Origin of the sequence: Polaribacter sp. 20A6 (assembly GCF_011378915.1) — a bacterium.
GTDB classification, from domain to species: domain Bacteria; phylum Bacteroidota; class Bacteroidia; order Flavobacteriales; family Flavobacteriaceae; genus Polaribacter; species Polaribacter sejongensis.
In genome coordinates, this window is sequence record NZ_WTPZ01000001.1 from 938,580 (window position 1) to 961,805 (window position 23,226).

16 protein-coding genes are annotated in these 23,226 nt (G+C 30.9%); 6 read left to right on the plus strand and 10 right to left on the minus strand.

The genetic code is table 11. The features are described 5' to 3' along the window. Window positions 1-7: 7 nt before the first annotated feature. The 6 genes from GQS57_RS03805 to GQS57_RS03830 all read right to left on the minus strand — a co-directional run bounded on the left by GQS57_RS03805 (window position 8) and on the right by GQS57_RS03830 (window position 7,471). Entirely contained in the window at window positions 8-2,410 is a 2,403-nt protein-coding gene (locus tag GQS57_RS03805; RefSeq protein ID WP_240915422.1) for a M1 family metallopeptidase, read from the minus strand. A gap of 105 nt (window positions 2,411-2,515) precedes the next feature. Further along, the gene (locus GQS57_RS03810; RefSeq protein WP_165731234.1) at window positions 2,516-5,263 is read right to left on the minus strand and encodes a kelch repeat-containing protein; all 2,748 of its coding nucleotides are present in this window, start codon (window positions 5,261-5,263) and stop codon (window positions 2,516-2,518) included. A gap of 78 nt (window positions 5,264-5,341) precedes the next feature. Further along, window positions 5,342-5,884 (minus strand): DUF4252 domain-containing protein, encoded by a 543-nt coding sequence (locus GQS57_RS03815; protein ID WP_165731235.1) that lies wholly within the window; start codon window positions 5,882-5,884, stop codon window positions 5,342-5,344. 119 nt (window positions 5,885-6,003) lie between these two features. Beyond that, complete coding sequence (locus GQS57_RS03820) at window positions 6,004-6,510, minus strand: DUF4252 domain-containing protein (RefSeq protein ID WP_165731236.1); 507 nt, start codon at window positions 6,508-6,510, stop codon at window positions 6,004-6,006. Between the two features lie 42 nt (window positions 6,511-6,552). Then, window positions 6,553-6,975, minus strand: coding sequence for a hypothetical protein (locus GQS57_RS03825; protein ID WP_165731237.1), 423 nt, complete (start codon window positions 6,973-6,975; stop codon window positions 6,553-6,555). Continuing rightward, the gene (locus GQS57_RS03830) at window positions 6,962-7,471 is read right to left on the minus strand and encodes an RNA polymerase sigma factor (RefSeq protein WP_165731238.1); all 510 of its coding nucleotides are present in this window, start codon (window positions 7,469-7,471) and stop codon (window positions 6,962-6,964) included. The genes GQS57_RS03825 and GQS57_RS03830 overlap by 14 nt, the downstream gene beginning before the upstream one ends. 156 nt (window positions 7,472-7,627) lie before the next feature. Here GQS57_RS03830 and GQS57_RS03835 point away from each other — a divergent pair, with 156 nt between their 5' ends. After that, window positions 7,628-9,121 (plus strand): S41 family peptidase, encoded by a 1,494-nt coding sequence (locus tag GQS57_RS03835; protein WP_165731239.1) that lies wholly within the window; start codon window positions 7,628-7,630, stop codon window positions 9,119-9,121. A 341-nt stretch (window positions 9,122-9,462) separates the two neighbouring features. On the opposite strand, the gene GQS57_RS03840 is transcribed toward GQS57_RS03835, so the two are convergent. Then, a complete protein-coding gene (locus GQS57_RS03840; protein ID WP_165731240.1) occupies window positions 9,463-10,011 on the minus strand; it encodes a transposase in 549 nt (182 codons plus the stop codon). 849 nt (window positions 10,012-10,860) lie between these two features. Then, on the minus strand, window positions 10,861-11,829 hold the full coding sequence (locus GQS57_RS03845) for a patatin family protein (RefSeq protein WP_165731241.1): 969 nt from the start codon (window positions 11,827-11,829) through the stop codon (window positions 10,861-10,863). A gap of 47 nt (window positions 11,830-11,876) precedes the next feature. Here GQS57_RS03845 and GQS57_RS03850 point away from each other — a divergent pair, with 47 nt between their 5' ends. Both GQS57_RS03850 and GQS57_RS03855 read left to right on the plus strand, forming a co-directional pair. Next, window positions 11,877-12,929: an oxidoreductase gene (locus GQS57_RS03850; RefSeq protein WP_165731242.1), complete on the plus strand. Its 1,053-nt coding sequence runs from the start codon at window positions 11,877-11,879 to the stop codon at window positions 12,927-12,929. A gap of 338 nt (window positions 12,930-13,267) precedes the next feature. Beyond that, window positions 13,268-14,182, plus strand: coding sequence for an outer membrane beta-barrel protein (locus GQS57_RS03855; protein ID WP_165731243.1), 915 nt, complete (start codon window positions 13,268-13,270; stop codon window positions 14,180-14,182). 448 nt (window positions 14,183-14,630) lie between these two features. On the opposite strand, the gene GQS57_RS03860 is transcribed toward GQS57_RS03855, so the two are convergent. Next, window positions 14,631-16,463 (minus strand): cation:proton antiporter, encoded by a 1,833-nt coding sequence (locus GQS57_RS03860; RefSeq protein ID WP_165731244.1) that lies wholly within the window; start codon window positions 16,461-16,463, stop codon window positions 14,631-14,633. A gap of 419 nt (window positions 16,464-16,882) precedes the next feature. Here GQS57_RS03860 and GQS57_RS03865 point away from each other — a divergent pair, with 419 nt between their 5' ends. Beyond that, the gene (locus GQS57_RS03865; RefSeq protein ID WP_165731245.1) at window positions 16,883-20,734 is read left to right on the plus strand and encodes a T9SS type A sorting domain-containing protein; all 3,852 of its coding nucleotides are present in this window, start codon (window positions 16,883-16,885) and stop codon (window positions 20,732-20,734) included. A 115-nt stretch (window positions 20,735-20,849) separates the two neighbouring features. Here the strand turns inward: GQS57_RS03865 and GQS57_RS03870 are convergent, their stop codons facing one another. Continuing rightward, window positions 20,850-21,473 carry a MarC family protein gene (locus tag GQS57_RS03870; RefSeq protein ID WP_165731246.1) on the minus strand — a complete coding sequence of 208 codons (624 nt, stop codon included), beginning with the start codon at window positions 21,471-21,473 and terminating at the stop codon, window positions 20,850-20,852. Between the two features lie 435 nt (window positions 21,474-21,908). Between GQS57_RS03870 and GQS57_RS03875 the strand changes: the two genes are divergently transcribed. Both GQS57_RS03875 and GQS57_RS03880 read left to right on the plus strand, forming a co-directional pair. After that, the gene (locus tag GQS57_RS03875) at window positions 21,909-22,523 is read left to right on the plus strand and encodes a DEAD/DEAH box helicase (RefSeq protein WP_165731247.1); all 615 of its coding nucleotides are present in this window, start codon (window positions 21,909-21,911) and stop codon (window positions 22,521-22,523) included. Window positions 22,524-22,567: 44 nt separating this feature from the next. Next, window positions 22,568-23,206 (plus strand): thiamine phosphate synthase, encoded by a 639-nt coding sequence (locus GQS57_RS03880; protein ID WP_165731248.1) that lies wholly within the window; start codon window positions 22,568-22,570, stop codon window positions 23,204-23,206. Window positions 23,207-23,226: the final 20 nt, after the last annotated feature.

The window sequence follows — 23,226 nt, forward strand, 5'->3', positions numbered from 1 at the left end:
CAGTTATCTATAATAACTTTGCCATTCCTTCCTTAATAATTTCTGTATTTCTAACTTTATTCTCTGTATTTTTGGTTTTTTGATCATTTATCATGGTTCTCATTAAATTGATTACCACTTTATCAAAATTAAAGGATTTATATTGATTTCCTTTCACTACCATATCGTCTACTAAATTCTGAATTGCCTCAGAGTTATTGCTTTCAGAGATTTGTTTAAATGCTTTTTGATACAAACTTTTGGTAGTATCGTCTCCAGTTAAAAACATTCCAGATAACACACTCTTTGCTATAAAAGGAAGTTCTTTTTCGTCTTTTTCTTCAATATAAATTCGTGTTAGTGGCGTTGCCAATATCTTTTTAATTTCATCTGGTAACTCTTTAGATTTAGCAATTGCTGTAGGTTTATCTATATAATACATAGCAACCAAAGATTTCCCTATAACAGAATACGATTTACTTTCCAGTCCTTTTTCGAAGATTGTTTTTAACGCTGGGTCTGTTAATTTACCCAAAGTTTCAATTGCTGTTGCCTGCACCAATGTTTTATCATCATTATTAGCCATTTGCATTATTTTACTAATGGCATCTTTTTTAGAAAACTTATTAATTAAGTCGATTTTCTGTAAAGCAAGTATTCTAATTTTGTAAGAAGCATCACTCATTGCAGCTTCAACAGCATTAAAGGCATCTTTTTCTTCCTGTTTCTTTGCTACTTCTAACAAAGCTTCTCTTCTATGTTGATAGTTCTCTGCATTTTTTAACTGAAAGATATAATCACTTAAAACCTTGTTCTCTGTTATTTCAGATAATAAAACTCCGTCAGCATTTATCTGAATTAACGTTGGCTGTTTTGTGTAAGGAAACGTAAAAGAAGCGTCATTTCCATTTACAAAAACGTTATGTCTTGTTTTTTTTCCATTTTCAAAAATATCAATGGCTAATGGGAATTTAAATTCATTTACATTTAACTGTAACAGGTTTACAGTTACTTTTTTCTGAATCGTATTATAGTCGTAAGAAACATTTATTTTTGGATGTCCCGCTCCAAAGTACCATTGGTTAAAAAACCAGTTCAAGTCTTTACCTGTTATTTTTTCAAAAACCAATCTTAATTGATGTACTTCTGCTGCTTTGTATTTATTTTCATTTAAAAAAGTTTTTAATCCTAAGAAAAAAGCTTCATCACCTAAATAATTTCTCAACATATGTAAAATAGCACCACCTTTATTATAGCTTACTAAATCGAACATATCTTCTTTGTCCACGTAATTAAAACGAACCAAATGTTTGTCAGTATTTTGTCCACTTAAATACGCCTGACTATCTTCAAATAAGTGCATGTCTGCATCTAATTTCCCATATTTATGTTCTCTCCATAAATACTCGCTATAATTAGCGAAAGATTCATTTAAAGTTAAGTTAGACCAACTTTCTGTAGTTACTAAATTACCAAACCAGTGATGAAAAATTTCGTGTGCAATAGTATTTTCCTGTACGTTTTCATCAATTAATTGACCTGGTGCTTGGTATGCTTGTTCTCCGTGAACTACAGCTGTTGTATTTTCCATGGCACCAGAAACGTAATCTCTTCCTACAATTTGACTGTATTTATTCCAAGGATATTCTACGCCTAAAATATCAGAAAAGAAACCAATCATTTCTGGAGTTAGACCAAAAATATCTTTGGCATACGGAGCATATTCTTTTTCTACATAGTAATCTACAGGAATATTTTTATAAGAATCTTTAATAACCTCATACTCTCCTACTCCCATAAAAAATAAGTAAGGCGCATGCTTTTGATCCATTTTCCAATAATCGGTTCTGTTTGTTCCGTTCTTAATTGAACTTTCTAATTTTCCGTTAGAAAGTGTCACAAACTTATCTGGAACGGTGATATAAATTTCTTGTGTAGTTTTTTGATTCGGACTGTCTATAGTAGGAAACCAACAGCTACTTGCTTCCGTTTCACCTTGTGTCCAGATTTGAGTTGGCTTGTTTTTATCTAAACCATCAGCATTTATAAAATACAATCCTTTTGCATCAGTTATTGCTGCGCTTCCTTTCTGTTGTACTTTTTCTGGGCGTGCAGTGTATTTTATATAAAGCGTAAATTCTTCGTCTTTTTTATATTCTTTTGGTAAATCAATAACAATGCTACCGTCATCATAATTATAGTCTAAGTTCTTGTTATTTAAAGAAACTTGATGAATTAGCATCGCTTTTGCATCTAATGTAATTTTATTAGTTGCATAAAAATGAGGTTTTGCAGTAACCCAAGCTTCCCCGTTTAATTGTTTTTCGCTAAAATTAAAATCTACTTTTAATTTTGTGTGCACCAAACTGTGAATTTTATCTCTTTCTGGTTTATAGGTTTTATAAGTTTGAGAAAAACTTATTGAACTCATCAATATTAAAAGGAGAAATGAAACTTTTTTAATTATCATAAATAGTGTTATTATTAAAACAAAATTAGCAAATACGATACCATATAACGTTAATTACCCGTTAAACTAGTTCGGGTCATTAATAAAATCATAAACTTGAATATTAGAATTTATACTATAATTTTCATTCATGCCAAGACTAAAGTAGATTTTACCATTTTTTATAAACATAGAATGACTCAATAGTTTTTGCAGCATTGGTGTTTTCTCTGTCCAAGAATTTGAGATTAAATTATACTCATACAATCTATGTTCTATTCCCCCATCTGTATAACCACCACTAAAATATAAATTTCCTTTAAAATATTTTAGAGCAACATTATTGTAAGTTCCTGAAAAATTCCTTGGTCTTCCTATATTATTCCAAGTATCATTCGTAATATCAAAATAATATCCACTTCCTTGCACTGGATTTATAAATATTTTATTGTCTCCAAAAGTAATATTCTCAAAAGATATATTTAAATCTGATGGTTTATTTAAATCTTCAAATGTTTGATTTTTTAAATTATATTTTATAAAATTTATTTTATCATATTGTTTTGCATAAATAAAATCACCAACTACAATACCTGTTTTTATACTTATGTTTTTTAGATTTATTAGATTCCATTCTTTAGTATTTGTGTTGTAAGTATGTAACTGGCTTCCAATTGCATATTTTGCGATTCCATTTTCCAAAGAAACAAATGTGCTTTCTCCAAAAAGAGGGGTATTAAAAGGAGGCGAATTTGTATCGAAAACTTCCCATTTATGTTTTATTAACGAAAACTTAAAAACACCATCATTATTACAATAATACCAATTTTCTTCATCAGAAAAAGTAATGTGTTTTTTATAATAACGAACATCATTCTCAAAAGCATCTTCAAAAATATCATAAGGTTCGATACCATTAAAAGTACCTAAATCAAATTTTTGGTCACCACTTGAAGCTGTAATTTTAAAACTTGGTTTTAATTTATTAAAATAAGGTAATCTAAACGTAACTTTTTCATCTTCCTCACTTATTTGAAAAACATAAAAATTATCTGCAGTTATTTCTAGTTTTTTAAGATTTTTCCCTTGAATTTCATAAAGGTCTTTTCTGGTACCCATATTTTTATTTAAAGAAAAAACTTCTGTTTTTTTAATATTATATTCTATTTCATTAGATTTTTGCCCAGCAGTAATTACGTAAAGTTTATGCTTTCCTGCAGTTGTATTTATATTTAAAGGAAATTCTATTTTACTATTATTTAGCGTATAAGTTGAATTTGATTGAAAAGGCACTTCTTCATTATCTATATAAACTTTTGTAAAACTTCTATATGCAAAATTATTTCCTGTTAAAATAATATGATCATTATATAAAAACTCTTCTTTATTTACCGAAGTTATTTCTGGTTTATGAATTTTAACCAATTTAGAATCTTCTCCAAACTGTGTTTTAATTTTAATCTCTAAACTACCAGGTGTTGTTAGATTATATCCCCAACTATAAAAATCAATGTCTAACCAACTATTTAGAGATAAACCTAAATTACCTGACACATCAACTTCACTTTTAACTCCAAATGTTTTTGCTCTTCCTCCTATTTCTATATCATCATCTAAAAAACTTTCTGTTTTTATCACAAAATTAGTTTCGTTTAAATGATAAATCTCTTTATTGAAACCTTTGATAGCTGGAGGTTTTATTTGAACAGGTTCTTCAATCGTAAAGTCATTAAATTCTAATTTTACTTTTGGCTCTGTTTCGTTAAAATATCGGTCAATAAAAATTTTAACTTCGTTTTTTTTATGACTTACTATACTTTGCAAACTATTTCCTACATATACTTTTAATTGAGAGTTCTTCTGTTTAAAATAATTCCCTTTGATGGTTAAAGTGTCTAGAAAACCAACTGTTTGTGGCAATAAGCTCTCTATAAATGGAGTTGTTGTTTGGAAATATTTTTCCTTTTCAATTACTTTATCAATTACCTTTAATTTAAAATTTACTTTACCTATAGATAAATTTTTAGGGATTTTAACTGAAAAACTATCTATGGAATTACTATTTAAAACTTCTACTTTTATATTGTCTATCCAAACTTCAGAGATTGAGGAATGAATGTTTTTCCCATAAATGGTTAATTCATCTCCTATATATTTTTCTCCAGAACTTAAAGAATCTAAAATAGGTTCATCTATCGTAAATTCATCTTTTATTTGCGTGGTTGTGTTACAGGTTTTAAGAGTTAAAGGAAGTGTTGATTCTTTTAAATAAGCAGGAATAGTACCTTTAATTAAAGTATCTGATTCAGAAATAATATCTAATTGAGAAAATTGACCAAGGTAAACACTATTCCTAAAATCTTCTACACAAAAGTTTTTACCAATAATTTGAATTGTATCATTTATAAACCCATTTTTAGGTAAAATTTCATTTACTGTTATAATAGAAGTAAATAAACTTTTGAAAGTGATAGTATCTCCATAAATATATTTGTCTTGAAACTTAATAAATGGATAGGTTTTATAAATAGAATCTTTTAATAAACCTTGTGAAATAGCTGCTGTAAAATGAGATGCTTCTAAAACCCCAAAGTTAATTTTTCTTTTAGGAGTTGATTTTTTATACCAAAAAACACCATGTTCTTCTAAAAATTTATTTTTTGAGTCTGAAAATTCTAAATCAACTTGAGTTTTTATAAAATTTTCATTATTCTCTAAAATAGTATGTGAAATAATTTTTACATCTGGAATTACTTTTTCCTCAACACTTTCATTAGATTCACAAGAAATAATAAGAAAAAAGAGACATATTAATAAACTAATCTTTAAATTCATATTTTTTAACAAATATAATAACAAAAAAGCTGTAACTTCTAATGAAATTACAGCTTTTACAGATAAAAAAATTAAGTTCTATTTCCCTTTAAAAATGGCACTAAAATGATCTAGATTCACATTGTCTCCATCAAATTTTACGCTATTCATCATTTCTATAATTTTAGCAGGATTCATGTTATCGCCTAATAAACGGGCAACTCCTACTCCAATTTCATTACCGTAACCAAAAGCAATTACTTCATCTATAGATTCAGTATCACCAGTATAATAAATGCTTACATTCATTCCTTGCGCTTTTAGAGACATTAAAGATTTATAATCTTCATTATCTTTAAAAATACTTTTTAATTTAATTTTCTCAACTTCATACGCAGCTTCATTTCCTTTAATTGGTAAAGCTACTACGTTTACTTTTCGAATACTTTTTAAGGTTTCTTTTACTTCTTCGGAAACATCTTCAGACTTTAATTGTAAAAAACTTGTAGGAATATCTACAGTTATGAAACCCGATTTTTCTTGGCTTTCTACTAAATATCCTTGTAATGATTTTTCATTTTTACATGAAGTAATCATCAAGACAAGTAATAAAAGAGAAAGTATTTTGGTTGTGTTTTTCATGATTTATTTTAAGTTTTTGTTGATAAAAGTGCCTTTTTGAGCCCAGTTGAAAATTATTGCTATCTTTTTAGAACAGATAAAGTTTCCGACTGCGCTCAAACAGACATTATTTTAATGATTTAATTTTTAGAAAAAGTATCTGCTAATTCAGACATTTTATTAATATCTATGTTTCCTGTTAAAGAAACAACGATCGCGTCTGCCTGTCCACTTGTTTGTTTATCAATACCTTTAATAAACATTAAAACTTCACTCACATAATCTTTGTTTGGAGTAGATTTTACGTAAATTTTCACACGAGAATTATCGTCCTTAATTCGCATTAACTGTGTTAAATTTTGTTTTTTAATTGCGGTATTTGCCATCGCTTCCATTTTGTTTGCGATGTCTGTGTCTTTGGTAGAAAACATTTTAAATTCTTTTAAATCTTGAATCATTTGAAAGACTTTCATACCTTCATTATCGTCTACTTGAACATTTTTAAATTTAGAGATTAATTCAAAAGCATCTTTGGTAACTACTACCATATCTACTCCATTCATATCTTCTAAAGTGTCAAAAAAGGACTGTGCGCTTGTTACCATTGGGGCAACTACTAACGCTATTAATATTGCTATTTTTTTCATAATTTCTGTGTTTACTTGGTTTTACTATTGTTACTTGGTTTTTTATTTTAATATTTTTTTTACGGTATCTTCATAAGTATATAAGGTGGCAACCGCTTGCTCTCCTTTTTGAAGGTTAGCTGATAAAAGCATTAACCCTTTACTTATTTGCTCGAATTGTTTTTTAGCTTGGTATCTTTTGTATTCTTGCTGACCAATAAATACACTAAATAATAAGACTACAGACGCAGCTACAGATAACCATTTTAAGTTGCTCTTTTTAGATTTCTTAGGCTCTAACTCAATGGTTTTTGTGTACGTTTCATCTTTGCTAGTAGCAAAATAGTTAAACATGTATTCGTATTCTTGCAAATGTGGTGCAACAGACCCTCCTGTAAAATAGTTTCTTAAGGTTGTTTCTTCTTGCAAAGACGTTTCTCCGTTTTCGTATTTTTCTACTAATTTTTCTATGTTAGCTAACTCCATAGTTATGTTTTTTAATTAATTGTTCTCTTATTGTTTTTCTTGCTCTAGATAGCGCAACTCTTACTGCTGTTGGTTTCATGTCTACCATTTTGCAGATTTCATCAAAATCATATTGCTCAATATCTCTTAATTGAATAATAATTTTTTGTTGCTCTGGCAATGCTTCTATCAATTGGTGTACTTGGTTTACACTGTCTCGATGTTCTACTTGCTTATCTAGAGACGTATCTTTTTCTTTATAATTACTGTGTATTAATGTTAAATTACTTGCTTGTTTACTTTTTAAACGGTCATAACAATAGTTTTTTGTCATGGTCATTGCAAACGCTTCAACATTTTTATAATCAGCAATCTTTTCTTTGCTTTTCCATAATTTAAAGATCAGCTCTTGTGTAGCATCTTCAGCTTCTTCTGTAGAAACTAAAAGTCTTTTTGCTAAACGGAAGACTTTATCCTTAAAGGGTAAAACAACTTTTAAAAAGTCTGACTGGTTCATTTGGTTTGGTTGATTTTTCTTGTAAACATATACTAGTTTTATATTGTTATTATCGGTTTACATAATTAAGACGATGCACAATATATTTTGTTACAACATATTTAAAAATAATACTATTTCTTTTTATATTGCGTTGTATTCTATAAACATAAATTCATGACGTTTAAATTATTCCCTAAAGTAATTGTCTTTTTTATAATTTCCCTACTCTTTATTAATTGTGATAAAAGTGAAGATGGCATTCCCACTGATTTAGAGGTTGAAAATTTTATTTGGGGTGGTCTAAATGCTTACTATTTATGGCAAAGTGATGTTCCTGATTTAGCTGATTTACGTTTTAGCAATCAGAATCAATTAAATAGTTATTTAGAAGGTTCTTCATCTCCAGAAAATTTATTTGATAATTTATTATACACAGAAGAAAATGGTTATGGTCTAAATGAAAAAGGGTACGACCGTTTTTCTTGGATTGTTGATGATTATGTAGCTCTAGAAAACTCTTTTGAAGGAATAAATCTAAGCACGGGAATGGAGTTTGGCATAAATCTTTTCAGCGTTAACGCTACCAATGTTTATGGGTATGTGAGATATGTAATACCTACTTCTGATGCAGATATAAAAGGAGTTACAAGAGGTATGATTTTTACGACTGTTAACGGAACACAATTAACTGAAAACAATTTTCAAAGCTTACTTTTTAGTAATAATACCAATTTAGAAATTGGTTTGGCAGATTTTAAGGATGGAATTCCTATAGCTAATGGCACAACAATTTCTTTAACAAAAGAACTCGTAACAGAAAACCCTGTTGCAATTTCTAAAGTTATTAATGATAGTGGTAAAAAAATTGGTTACTTATTATACAATCAATTTTCTAGTTCTTTTGACGGAGAGTTAAACGCAGCTTTCAATTATTTTGAGACACAACTTGTAGATGATTTAATTATAGATTTACGTTATAATGGTGGTGGTTCTGTTAGAACAGCAACTTATTTAGGTAGTATGATAAGTACACAACCTACTGATAACGTTTTTTCTAAACAAGTATGGAATGAAAAAGCGATGAAAGTCTTTAACCCTGATAATTTGATTGATTATTTTCCAAATGAAATAAAGAATACCGATGAAAATGGAGCTGTTATTTTGCAAGAATCTATAAATAGCTTAAACCTTGCTACAGTTTATTTTATAGTTTCAGGTAGTACCGCATCAGCCTCAGAATTGGTTATAAATGCTTTAAGACCTTATATAAATGTTGTGCTTGTAGGTACAACAACACGAGGGAAACAAGTAGGGTCTATTACTTTATATGACTCTGAAGATTACTCTAGAACAGGTGCTAATTTAAATGTTAATCATACATATGCAATGCAACCTATTGTTTTAAAAATATCTAATAAAGACAATCAAGATGAAATTAATGGCTTTACTCCAGAAGTAACATTACCAGGAGTTGAATTAGCAGAAGATTATGGTAATTTAGGTGATTTAGGAGATCCTTCAGAGCCTTTATTAGCAATAACTATAGAATACATAACTGCCCCCGAGGCAAAAGGAGTTTTTAAAACAAATGTTCAAGAAAGTCCAGAAATTTATAATTCTAAACTTGCTACTCCAGCAAGTAATAATATGTATGTAGATTTAAAATAATATATCTTAAAAATAGAATAAAAAAGTAATTGTAAATACAACTGCTTTTTTATTCTATTTTTTTTGTTTCCACTATCTCCGCTAGCGCGAGCGTCCCGCTCGTGTCTATACTCATAACGTGTTATTTTATTAAAAATCTAGTCATCAAAACATCTTATAAATGCTTTTTGTAACTTGCTTGCTGCCTTTTTATTAATTTGTCACGAGCGAGACGCTCGCGCTAGCGTGAATGCTATTTCTATGGTAATGTAACATTATTTGTACAGATCTTAACTCAACAACTCCGCTGTCGCTAGCGTGAATACAAATTCAATAGTTATGTAACTTTGTTTTTTCGTAATCTAATTCAAATCTATTTCTAAGATACTTGAGTCGTTATTTCCATAATTTCTAGCACTACTATATTTCCAATCTATAACATCCGTTACAAAACCAGTTTCTACAGGATTATTATGAATATATTTAAGTTTTTGCTCAAATACCTTTAAAGACCAAATTTCAATTGGTTGGTTATGCTGTTGCCAAAACTGTCTATTTGTAATGTTACTATTCTTTCTTCCAGTTCTATCAAACATCCATAGCATCCAGTCTTTTCTGCTTTCTTGTGAGTTTTCTTCAATAATTTTCAACATTTTTTTTGAAGTAAAACCTTTAAAGTCTCTAATTAATCCAGAAGGATCATTTAATGCAGAACGAAAAATTAAATGTATATGACTTGGCATTATACAATATCCATAAATTTCCATTCCCTTATTCTTTCTACAATAATCTAAGGATTCTATAATACACCAAAAATAAGCATCTCTTGTAAATACATCTATCCAATTTACCGTAGCAAAACTGATAAAATAAGCTCCTGATTTTTCTCCAAATTTATATTTTCTGCTCATATATTTAAGTTTATTATGTTTACCTGCTGGCTCGAGCGTCCCGCTCGTGCCCACACAATATAAACATACTATTTTAGACTAAAAAAACAATCATTATAATGACTCAAACAAGTGTTGTGAAAATCGCTTCTTGTATTTTATTTGTTGTTACACGAGCGAGACGCTCGCGTTAGCGAAGGGTACTTGCTCAATCGTTATGTGTTATTATTGAATAATCTAAATAAGCTTATCCGTTGGCTCGAGCGTCCCGCTCGTACCCACACAATATAAACATACTCTTTTAGAAAAAATACAATCATTATAATGACTCAAACAGGTATTGTGAAAATCGCTTCTTGTATTTTATTTGTTGTTACACGAGCGAGACGCTCGCGTTAGCGAAGGGTACTCGCTCAATCGTTATGTGTTATTATTGAATAATCTAACTAAGCTTATCCGCTGGCGTGAGCGTCTCGCTCGTGCCTACACAATATAAACATACTATTTTAGACTAAAAAATAATCATTATAAATGACTCAAACAGGTGTTGCGAAAATCGTTTGTTGTATTTTATTTGTTGTTACACGAGCGAGACGCTCGCGTTAGCGAAGAGTACTCGCTCAATCGTTATGTGTTATTATTGCATAATCTAATTAATTTTATCCGCTGGCGCGAGTGTCCCGCTCGTGCCTACACTTTATAAACATACTAATTTAGAAAAAATACAATCACTATAAATGACTCAAACAAGCGTTGCGAAAATCGTTTGTTATGTTTTATTTCTAGTTTCACGAGCGAGACGCTCGCGCTAGCGAATAATTAATGAAATATCATAACCGATTTATCTGAAGGCATAAAAAACTAATTAACTTATAAATTTAAGTCATCTAAATCGTCTAAACCTTCTTCAATTTCTTGATCTGTTAAAACATCAGGTCTAAATTCACTCATTAATTCTTCTCTCTTAGACTTTGCGTATTTATAACCAGACTTCCACCATTTACGCATTAAAGTTTCATCAAAAACTAAAGAGTTTGTAGTTAAAACCGTTGGAGTATAATACAAGTTTAGTTTAATATTTTTATTAGTAGCTGCTAATTTACCAATGGTAATATTGTGTCTTTCTACGTGTGCTAACATAAAATCGAACACATCAAACAATAAGGAAAAAGGGTTTGTAGCGGGCAACTTGTTAAACTGAGTAACTTCTGTTTCTAAAATAATAGCATCAATTTCTGTGGCGCCTCTTAAAATAGCTTCTCTAATAGGCACTAAAGACCCAAAACCACCATCAGCATACTGACAATTATTTTTTTCTAACAAACTCATAAAAGGCACATAGTTGCAAGAACCCCAAATCCAATCACAAAAATCATCATAGGTACATTCATTTATAGACTTATATTCAATTTGATTGGCTGTTAAATTAGAAACTGTTACAACAACCTCTTTGTTATTTTTTCTAATTTCATTATATATTTCTTTGGTGATTTTTTTCTTAATTAAAGTTCGTAAGTTTTTACTTTCTCCAAAAGTTTTTCTTCCGTTTAAAAAGTTCCAAAAGGTATTTAAATGTCGAATAGTAACCACTTTTTCTCCAGCTACTTTTTTTATTTTAAAAGGATTATTACTAAAAATAGTTTTCTGATTTACATTCGTATATAATTCCTTTAGTTCATCTAATTTGCCAAGAGCTAAGTGAGAAACCATTAAACTTCCCGTAGAAGTACCAATGTATATGTCGTAATCTTTTTTTTCTTTTTTCATTAAGTATTGCGCAACTCCTCCTGCAAATGCTCCTTTACTTCCTCCTCCTGAAATTACCAATGCTTTTTTCATTATCTAAAAATGATTTGTTATATTTTAGTGCTATAAAAGTATCAAAAATGAAGAGAATAATCATATTTATTTTTGGTTTCCTAGGTTTGGCGTCTTGTGCAGTCAATTATCAACCTAGAGAAATCAATGCTATTACCGTAAAAGAGTTTAAAATAGACAGCGTTAGCATTCGTGCAATTCAGGTTATCAATAAGCATGAAGTTATGTATGCGGGTTCTAATGGAGATATTGGTTTCTTTTCTGATAGTGAAGATTCTAAGTTGACACCAAGGGTATTAGAAGTGAAATATCAAGATTCTATTCGCCCGAATTTTAGAAGTATCGCATCTAATAATAAAGCTGTTTTTGCTTTAAGTATTGGTAATCCTGCTTTATTATATCATCTTTCAGATGGAAAAGAAACCTTAAAATATACAGAGAACCACGAGAAAGTTTTTTATGATGCTTTGCAATTTTTTGATGATAACCAACACGGAATTGCAGTTGGAGATCCTACGGAAAACTGTGCGTCTATTCTTTTAACTTCGGATGGTGGAGATACTTGGCATAAAATTCCGTGTGCTAATTTACCTGAATTTGAAGATGGTGAAGCTTTTTTTGCGGCAAGTAATACCAATATAAAAACGATTGGAAGCACAGTATGGATTGCATCCGGAGGAAAAAAAGCACACGTTTTAAAGTCGGAGGATTATGGAACTACTTGGCAGATTTACAACACGCCAATTGTACAAGGAAATGGACCACAAGGTATTTATTCTATTGATTTTACTGATAAAAATAACGGAATTGTTATAGGTGGTGACTACTCAAAACCATTAGAAAACAAAGCCAATAAAGCCATAACAGATGATGGTGGACTCACTTGGACTTTAGTTGCAGACGGACAAAACCCTAATTACAAAAGCTGTGTGCAGTATGTGCCTAAAACCAACGGAAAAGAGGTTTTTGCTGTTGGTAAAACAGGAATTTCATTCTCTAATAACGGAGGTCTAACTTGGGTAGAAGTCAGTAAAGAAGCCTATTACGCTATTCAGTTTGTAGATCGTAAAACCGCTTGGTTATCTGGGAATAATAAATTAGGGAAATTGATTTTAGACTAATGTCACAAAATAGTTAAACTATTTTTTAATAATTAAATGCTTTAGATTTTCATTTACACACCAAAACGGGAATTAAATACCAATATTATCAGCTTTTTAACGAATATGGCTAAGAATTAATAAGTAATATTTTTACTTTAAAACGAAATAATTCAATGGTTTTTATTTACCTTTAGTTAGGTTCATCAACCTTATCAAAAAAAAAGTATATTTGCCTTCGATTTTAATTTATGGCACTTAAAATGATCTCCAATAGTTAGATATCAAATCCTTTTATTTGAGATACGGTAGCGCCTATAATTTCTATCTTTTTATAAATAATTCAAAAATTAAATAGTATGAAACAATTAATTACAGCAGTAGCAGCAATTTTAGTGAGTACAGCATCTTTTGCACAATTTCAAGTATCTGCAAGTAGCGGTTACGCAATGAGTAGTGCCGGAATGCTTACAGGAACTACAACAACTACAACAAGTACAGAAAACAATTATGGTAGTTACGGAGAAGGTTCAAATTTTCAATTAAGAGGAACTTATTTTTTTAATGAAAAATTTGGATTAGAATTAGGTGTAGGATATTTACATGGTGCAGATCAAACTATTACAAAAGTTTCTGTACCTAGTCAAGAAGTAAATGCTATAGCTAGAGCACGTGCATTTGGAGCATCTGCATCTATGGTATACAATTTTACAAACAACTTTTACGGGCGTATTGGTGCTTTAATAAAAGTTGGTGGTAAAACAGAAGCGGTTGTTTATAATAAAGCTTTCTTAAGTGAACCAGAGTACAATGCTTTTGGATTAACTAGTGGTTCTTATTCTGAAACAAATTATGTTGAAGACTTTCACGGACAATTTCCTTTAGGTTTTGTAGGTGCATTGGGATATTCTTTTGATTTAAATGAACATTTTTCTCTTTTTGTAGAAGCAGAATATTACGGAATTAGTTTAAAAAGAAAAGATTCTGAGTTAACAGAGTTTAACACAAACATTGTTGCTGCCGATGGTAGTGTAGCATTTCCTGGATTTAAATCTTTAAATAATTTACCAACTCCTACTGGTGCTCCAACTGATGTTTTTTTAAATACAACATATGTAGATGAATTATCACATGCGGATGCAGCAGCACAAGCAGCAGCAATTGCATCAGGAGACTCATCTCATACTACTGAATTATCTCAAAAAGTACCTTATTCTTCTTTCGGATTAAACTTTGGAGTTACTTATAAATTTAGTGGTTCTAGTAAAAAATAGTATTATTATTTAAGTACAAGTGGTTGTCTAAAAAGTTTTAAATCATGTTATACTGAACTAGCTTCAGATTGATGTAAAACTTCCTTTTAGACAACCATTTTTTTTTATCTTCTTCCATTTTATTAAACAGTATCTTCTTACCTATCACTTTTTAACTTCTACTTTTTTATCATTGATAAAGATCAACTTTAATACCTTTTTTACTACGTAGATAATCTACTTAAAGATTCAAATAAACCTTGAATATTCAAGTAATTTACTCCTTTCTATTAGAATCTAATCACAAAAAAAGTCCTACCGAAGCAGGACAAATATTTTCATTTACATCATGTAGCGTTACGCTAATAACAAGTTTATTTCTTAATATAGCTTGTTATAAAACTATACAAGAAAAAAGAGTAAGATGCTTTATTTCAATACATTAAAACACATGTGCCAAACAATTAGTTTAAGATTGTTTTTTATCTCTTTTAAAATCTTCTTTCAAAGATTCTACTTGTTGTTTGTACTCTTCACGCTTTTTAAATATATAATCATCGTCTCCTTTTGGTTCAGCCGCCAAACGTCTTATACTTTCTTCGTCGTACTTAATAAATTTGGCTACTTGGCTTTTTAATGTTTCTTTTTCGAAACCAACTTTAGTTAAAACATCACAAGCCAAGGTTAAGGAAGTGTCTAATGTTTCACGATAAATATTTTCAATTCCTAAATTCACCAACTCATAAGCATCATATCTGTTTCTTGCTCGAACCATTAATTCTACATGCGGATATTTTTTCTTAACCTGTTTACTTATTTGATGTGCAGCATCAGGGTTGTCTACTGCGCAAATTAAAATCTTTGCTTCTGCAATACCCGCAGATTCTAACAATCCCATACGTGTTGCATCACCATAATACACTTCAAAACCTAATCTTCTAAGATAATCTACACGATTAGAATCGTGATCTAAAATAGTGGTTTCTATATCATGAGATTTTAAAAAACGACCTACAGTACTACCAAATTGACCAAAACCAACCAATATAATTTTTTCAGATTTAGTATGTTCATCCATTGGCCTTTTTATAGACTCTTTTGTACCTATTCTAGGAAGAATTAAGCGTTCGTTAATCATACTTGCAATAGGTGTAATTCCCATTGTTAAGGCGGTAACTACAAGCATAATATCTAATTGTTCTTGCTCTAAAATACTAGACTGAAAAGCAAATGACAACAATACAAAAGCAAACTCCCCTACTTGTGATAAATTAAAAGTCAACAATAAATTTTGATCTATTTTTAATTTAAAAACAAGTCCTACTATAAATAAAACAATGGCTTTAATAAATATAACGGCAACTAAAATACCTCCAATAGTAAAAGGATTATTTTGAATTACAATAAAGTTAATAGAAGCTCCAACAGCTATAAAAAACAGCCCTAGCATTAAGTTTTTAAAAGGTTCTAAAGTACTTTCTAGCTCGTGCTTAAACTCACTATTAGATAATACTACACCACCTAAAAAGGCTCCCAATGCCGGACTTAAGCCTACGTATTCCATAACAAAGGAAATTCCGAAAACAATTAAAAAAGCAGCTGCAATTAAGAGTTCTCTAACTCCAGATTTTACAACCTTACGTAGCATTGGTACAATTAAATAACGACCTGCTATAATAATAAAAACTACGGATGCAATAATGGCTAGCGTTTGCAATTCCATTGGCAAACCATCTAATAAGTTAACATGACCACCATGATTATCTGCAGGCATCTTTGGACTAGAACTCGCCATTAACGGAATAGAACCAATCATAAAAATAACAATGATATCCTGAAATAGTAAAATTGAAAAAGCAGAAGCCCCAGAAGTGGTATGCATCAATCCTTTTTCTTTTATCGTTTGTAGTACAATGGCAGTAGAAGAAAGTGCGACTGCCATAGATAATACCAAGGCAACTTTAGACTCATAATCAAAAGAAGTAAAGAGGTAATAAGACAACAACATGGTTAGGGAAACCTGTATACCTCCCATTCCTAAAATGGTTTTTCGCATCTCCCAAAAATTCTTCGGTTCAATTTCTAGACCAATTAAAAACAGCATTATTACAACTCCAAATTCAGAAATATGCATAATATCTTGTCCTTCTTCCCCAATAACTCCTAGCATATAAGGCCCAATAACTACACCTGCTATCAAATAGCCTAATACAGAACTTAAGCCCAATCGTTTGGCAATAGACACGCAAATAATTGCTCCTGCTAACAATATAATTGCTACAAAAAGTAAACTTCCTGTCATATTTTTACTTTATTTATTTTGTTCCTTTTTTATAATTACAAATGCAAAAGTTGCAAATCATTATATTAAGTTCAAAGATATCACGATTATTAAATTAATTACTTATTTTTTTAAGAAATCGAATGTTAAAAATTAGTTTTAATTAAAAGACCTTTTTTTATCATTGCTGAAAAAAACAAAGGGTTTCTACTTTAAATAAGGATGAAGAGTCAAGAATAAAAGAACCTCTATAGCAGCGCCAAAAGAATACAGTTTACCTCCTTTAAAATCACTTAAATAAACTAATTACAACTTAAAAAACACTTTCAGAATAAACAATTTATTTACATACCCTTATTTAATTAACCAATTTGTAATAATAAGTTTCAATTATTTTAACGATGTAAGATTAATATTGTGACTATTCTAAAAGAGAAAATATGTATAAAAAAATTACAATTTTAACTGCAGCCTTATTTAGCTATTTTGTTGGTTTTTCACAAACAACCTTAAAAATAACAGAAATATGGTCCGGTAATAGTAAGGGGAATAATCTTACAGGTGATTGGTTTGAAATAACAAATACAGGCTCAGAAGCATGGACTCCTGCCATGGGAGACCTTTATTTTATTGATGATAGAGATGAAATTGATTATATAGATGACGCTGTACTTATAAACGGTATTGCTGTTATTAAGCCAGGAGAATCTATTATTGCTATTAAAGATGAAGATGCTACAGAATTTACATCGGTTTGGGATGACGTTTATGATCTAACAGATGTTCAAATAGGAACACACGACGGAAAAGGATTAGGGAAAGGTGGTGATGTTGTTAATTTATTTATCAGTGCAACGGTTCCTACGAATAATAGCACAAGAGTAGATTCTGCAGCGTATCCAGATACAGAAGCAAATCCTGGTCAGTCTTACGATGTTATAAAAGGCGCTTTTAGTGTTACTGGTGAAGCACCGTATGTTCCGGTTGCTACAGCAGTTAATGAAGAAGGTGAATCTGCCATTGCATCTCCAGGAAACACAGGTTCTACAGCACCTAATTTACAAATTACAGAAATATGGTCTGGTAACGGCAAAGGTGATAATCTTACTGGTGATTGGTTCGAAATAACAAATACAGGTTCTGGGGTATGGACTTCTGCCGAAGGAAACCTTTATTATGTAGATGATAGAGATGAAATTGACTATGTAGACGATGCTGTAATGTTAAATGGCGTTACCATAATACAACCAGGAGAATCTATTATTGCTATAAAAGATGAAAATTCTACAGAATTTATTGCTGTTTGGGAAAGCGTTTACAACTTAACCAATGTTCAGGTTGCTACGCATGATGGAAAAGGATTAGGCGGCGGTGGAGATATCGTTAATTTATTTGTAAGTACCACTACTCCAACGGATAATAGCACAAGAGTAGATTCTGAAGCGTATCCAGATACAGCAACAAATCCTGGTCAGTCTTACGATGTTACCAAAGGAAGTTTTAGTATTCTTGGAGAAGGGCCATTTGTACCTGCAGCTACGGCTGTAAATAATGAAGGTGAATCTGCAATAGGGTCTCCTGGTAATTTAGAAAAAGTAGCTGCTTCTACAATAAATATCGTTGTAGATACCGCTAATTTAACATCGTTTTTAGATGTATCTGAAACAAATGCTGGCTTTGTAAGTGGTGTTGTAAATGATACTACCGATCCTGCAAGCACCATTGGTATTCCTTTTTTAATTTCTGACTCTAATACAGCATTATCAGATTTAACTGTTTCAGTAAACAGTAGTAATGAAGCGGTTGTTTCTAACTCGAACTTAGTTCTTACGGGTGCTAGTGGAGAAAGACTATTAAAAATTATACCAAGTACTTTTGGTTTCTCAACGATAACAATCACTGTAAAAGATACAGAAGATAACACTGCAACGTATACCATTAATTATGCAGCTTCAGCAGCTTCTGTTACACCAAATACTAGTCGTTTTCATACTGGTTCTGCAGACGGTTCTACAGGAATTGCAATTGATGAAAATTATATTTGGATTGGTGATGATGAAGATCAAACGATTCGTTTGTATAACGCAAATCAATCAGGTTTACCGGTAAAAGAAATCGATTTTAATAGTTTTTTAGGTTCAACCAAAGAAGCAGATTTAGAAGGTTCTTTTAGATTGGATGATACTATTTATTGGATTGGTTCTACTGCAGAAGCTGATAGATCAGTAATTTTTACAACTACTTTATCAGGAACTGGAGCAACATCAAACTTAACCTACAACGATAAATACAACAGTTTACAAGCAGATTTATTAAACTGGGATGAGAATAATTTACATGGATTAGGTGCTAACTATTTTCAATTAAGTACTGTTTTAGAAGTTGAAGCATTGGCACTAGCACCAAACAGCACAACCACTGCTTACTTAGGATTGCGTAGTTCTACTGTAGAAAATAAAGCGATTGTTATACCGGTTACTAATTTTACAAGTTTGCCTGGTATGGAAGCTGGTTCTGCAACTTTTGGAACGCCTATTTTATTAGATTTGGCTGGTAGAAGTTTAAGAAGTATGGAATGTAACGAAAACGGATGCATTTTAATCGGTGGTCCTTTCGGAACAAAAATAGACTTTAAATTATATACTTGGACCGGAAATGAGGCTGACCAACCAGAACTAAGAAATGCAGATTTAACAGCATTAAACGCGAATGGTTCTTTTGAAGGTTTGGTTTCGTTACCAAATTCAACCTTTTTAGGAACTGATGGAGATGCAGATACTGTAAAATTATTGGTAGATTTAGGTGCAACCGTTATTTATAATGATGGTGAAGAAAATAAAGGTTTACGTGATCAATGGAAAAAATTTAGAAGTGATGTGGTTACTTTAGGTACTGTTGGTACACCATTTGTTAAAACTCCGGTAATTAACGAGTTTGTAATAGATCATTCTGGTACAGATACACGAGAGTTTATAGAAATTTATGGAGATCCTTTTACAGATTATTCAAATTATACCATTGTAGAAATTGAAGGAGACAGTGGTAATACAGGTTTAATAGATGATGCAACTTTTACAATTGGTACTACGGATGAAAATGGATATTGGACCACTCCTTTCCAAGAGAATATTCTTGAAAACGGAGCAACTACATTTTTATTAGTGAAAGATTATACAGGAACACTTGGTGATGATATTGATACCAACGATGATGGAACTATAGATACCACTTATTGGTCTGCAATTCTAGATGGTATTGCAAGTTCGGAAGGTCAATCGGGAGATTTATTATATGCATTAGATTTAGCGCCTGGTTTTGATGGAAATGAAAATCAAGTTGGAGGTGCTTCTCGTATTCCAAATGGTATAGACACAGATAGTACAAGCGATTGGGTAAGAAATGACTATAATGGTGAAGGTTTTGATGGGGTTACAGGAACTCCGGTAGAAGGTGAAGCAATTAATACACCAAATTCTTACAACAAACTTGTGGGACCTGTTTTAAATATTACAGAAATCTGGCCAGGGAACGGTGAAGGAGATAATCTTACTGCAGATTGGTTTGAAATTACGAATAACGGACCATTGCCTTGGACTCCAGAATTAGGTGGACTTTATTTTGATGATGATTCTCAAGATGCTGCTTCAGCAGTTTTAATTTCTGGGATTACTTCTATTCAACCAGGAGAATCTGTAATTGCAATTGATGCTTCAGACACAGACAATTATATTTCAGTTTGGGGCGGAGCTTATTCAATTTCAGATGTTCAAATAGGAACCTATGCTGGTGCTGGTTTATCTGGCGGTGGAGATGCTGTGACTTTATGGATTGGAGAACCAACTGCGGTTGGAACAATCGTTGATTTTGAAACCTATCCGGATACGGCTTCTAACCCAGGACAATCGTATGATGTTGAAAAAGCTGGATTCAGTGAAATTAATAAAGCGCCTTATTTTGCGAATGCAACCGCAGTAAATGATTCAAATGAAGCTGCTATTGGTTCACCAGGAAATAAAGGAACTGTTTTAAGTGTTGACAGAAATGCAGTAAATACGGTTAAAACGTTTCCTATTCCTTTTGATGATAAATTACACTTACAACTAAATACATCAACGAATATAACAATAGCTACCGTAAAAATTATAGATATGTTAGGTGCTGTTGTTTTTAGTAAAAAAGTGGATGTATCAACTGGTAAAGTAACCTTAGACAATATGGCTAGGTTGCATTCAGGAGTTTATGTCTTACACATTGCTGAATTGAATACGACCATGAAAATTGTAAAGAATTAAGCATTCTTTTTAAAAAGTAAAAGCCAGTTAGTAAAATTACTAACTGGCTTTTTTTATTTATGATTGTATTGAAACCTTTGAAATAAAAATTTCAACTAAAAAATATACTTTGGAATTATGTAGTAATCAAATCAAAAGAAATTTTAATACCTGTAATTACCATACCTGTACCAATAATGGCAATAATTAAACCCATTATTTTACCAATCACAGAAATTACGTTATTCCCTACTACTTTTACAATTAAATCACTCAATCTAAACGTATAAAAAGTAATTAAACTCATAGTTCCGAAGATAGCAATCACTAAAATAATGTGTATAGTTTCTACATTTGCTACAAAATTCATAGCAGTTACAATGGTTCCTGGACCTGCCAAAATAGGAATTGCCAATGGAGACACCGCAATATCTTCATCAACATCTACATTTTTAATGTTTTTTACATCAGATTTTTTAGATTGTAGCATTTCAAATCCTATGTAAAATATTAAAATACCTCCTGTAATCTTAAATGCAGGGACACTTATATTAAACAATTCAAAAATATATTTACCTAAAAGCACAAAAACAGTTACAATTACAAAAGCAATAATATTACTTCGTTTGTTAATGTCTCTTTTCGTTTCTTTGTCCAAACCTCTCGTTAAAGACACAAAAACCGTCATGTTCGAGATTGGGTTAGTTATTGCAAAAAAGCCTGTAAAAACAGTTATTGCAAAGGTTATTAAATTATCCATTTATTCTAAAGTTTTGAATCTGCAAAACAATTGAATTAGTTCTTTATAACCTAAGTAATTATGATATATTTTTCTTAAAATATTTACACACATATATCCTCTTTTTAAACCTGCAAAAAATCATAAAAATAGGTCTTATATGTGTTTAAAGAAAAGGAAGAATACATACGCTTAAAGCGACCTATTTAATTGAGCTTTTTAAAGTGTTTTTATTTTATCTATTATTCTGATATATGCATTTCTAACTCAGTTTCAATCCTAAATACTAGTCCTAACAATTATTTTAATCCAAGTTAAAAAAACATTAGGAATTGTTTGGTGTAAATTTCCTGTCAAGGTTGCTATAAAATGGAGGCCTCAAAAGAAATAAATACGTCAATTAAATTGTATATTTGCCGTTCATTTTCACAATACATAATTAGCTTTTTACTCGATATGCCTTTTAAAAAATTACACGCTGATATAAAAGAGATTTTAGAATCTTTAGAAATAACAACTCCTACTCCATTTCAAAGTAAAAGTATACCTGTTATTAAAAGTGGTGCAAACATTTATTGTACAGCTCCAGCAAACAGCGGAAAAACGACTACACTAGTACTTACTACTTTGCATAAGTTAAAGTGCCAAGAAGTTGGTTCTGCACCAAGGGCATTGGTTTTAGTAGAGAATTCTGAAAAAGCACTTGCATTGCATGACGAATTTATAAAACTTAGTAAATACGATGCTTTACGTGTCTATGCTTGTGATGAAAGAGAACACATAGAATTGTTAAAATCTGAAATTTTTGAAGGAGTGGACGTACTTATTGCTACGCCTAAAACCATGAATAAATTGCTTTTATTAGAAGGTGTAAATACCACACAATTAAAGATTTTAAGTATCGATGATGCATCTTTTTTGGTTGAAAAAACGGCCTATGCAGCATTAATGGCAATTACACAAAGTATACATAAATGCCAATATGTATTGTATTCAGAAAAAATGGACCCTATTTTAAAACGATTTGAGTCTTATTTTATGCAATACGCTAAAACAGTATCTGTTAAATAAAATACTTTTTAAAAGTTTTAACTCTCACCCAAAACGAACACAAAATGATTCCTAAACTACACTATATATCTCAAGGTAATTCTCTAAAAGAACATCTAGAAAATATTCAGAAAGCGTGTTCGTCTGGAGCAGAATTGGTACAATTAAAAATTGCAGGTATTTCTGAAAAGAAATATTTAAAATTAGCACTGGAAGCGAGAGAAATTACATCTCATTTTCAAACTAGATTAATTTTAAGCAATCACTTTAAAATTGCGAAAGAAGTAAAAGCAGATGGTGTTCATTTAGAGGACATAGATTTCTGCGCTACAACGGCTTTAGAACATTTGTACACTTGGCAAATTGTTGGCGCAACAGCAAACACCTTGCAAGATTGTAACGCCTTAATTAGCAAAAAAGTAGATTATATTACTTTAAGTCCGTTTAAGGATAAAGAAACGAAAGAGAATTCTACAAAGGATTTAGGTTTAAATGGTTTTTCTTTAATTGTGGAAGCTTTAAAAACTGAAACTCCTATTATTGGAGCTGGAGGAATCACGACAGATGATGTTGCTGCCATTTTAGAAACTGGAGTTTCTGGAATTGCGGTTTCGGATGCAATTTCACAAAACTTTGATTCTATTAAAAAGTTCAATGAATTGTTAAATGCGTCTTCTACACAAGAGCAACGACACACTTTTTAATCTCAATAATTTACTTTATG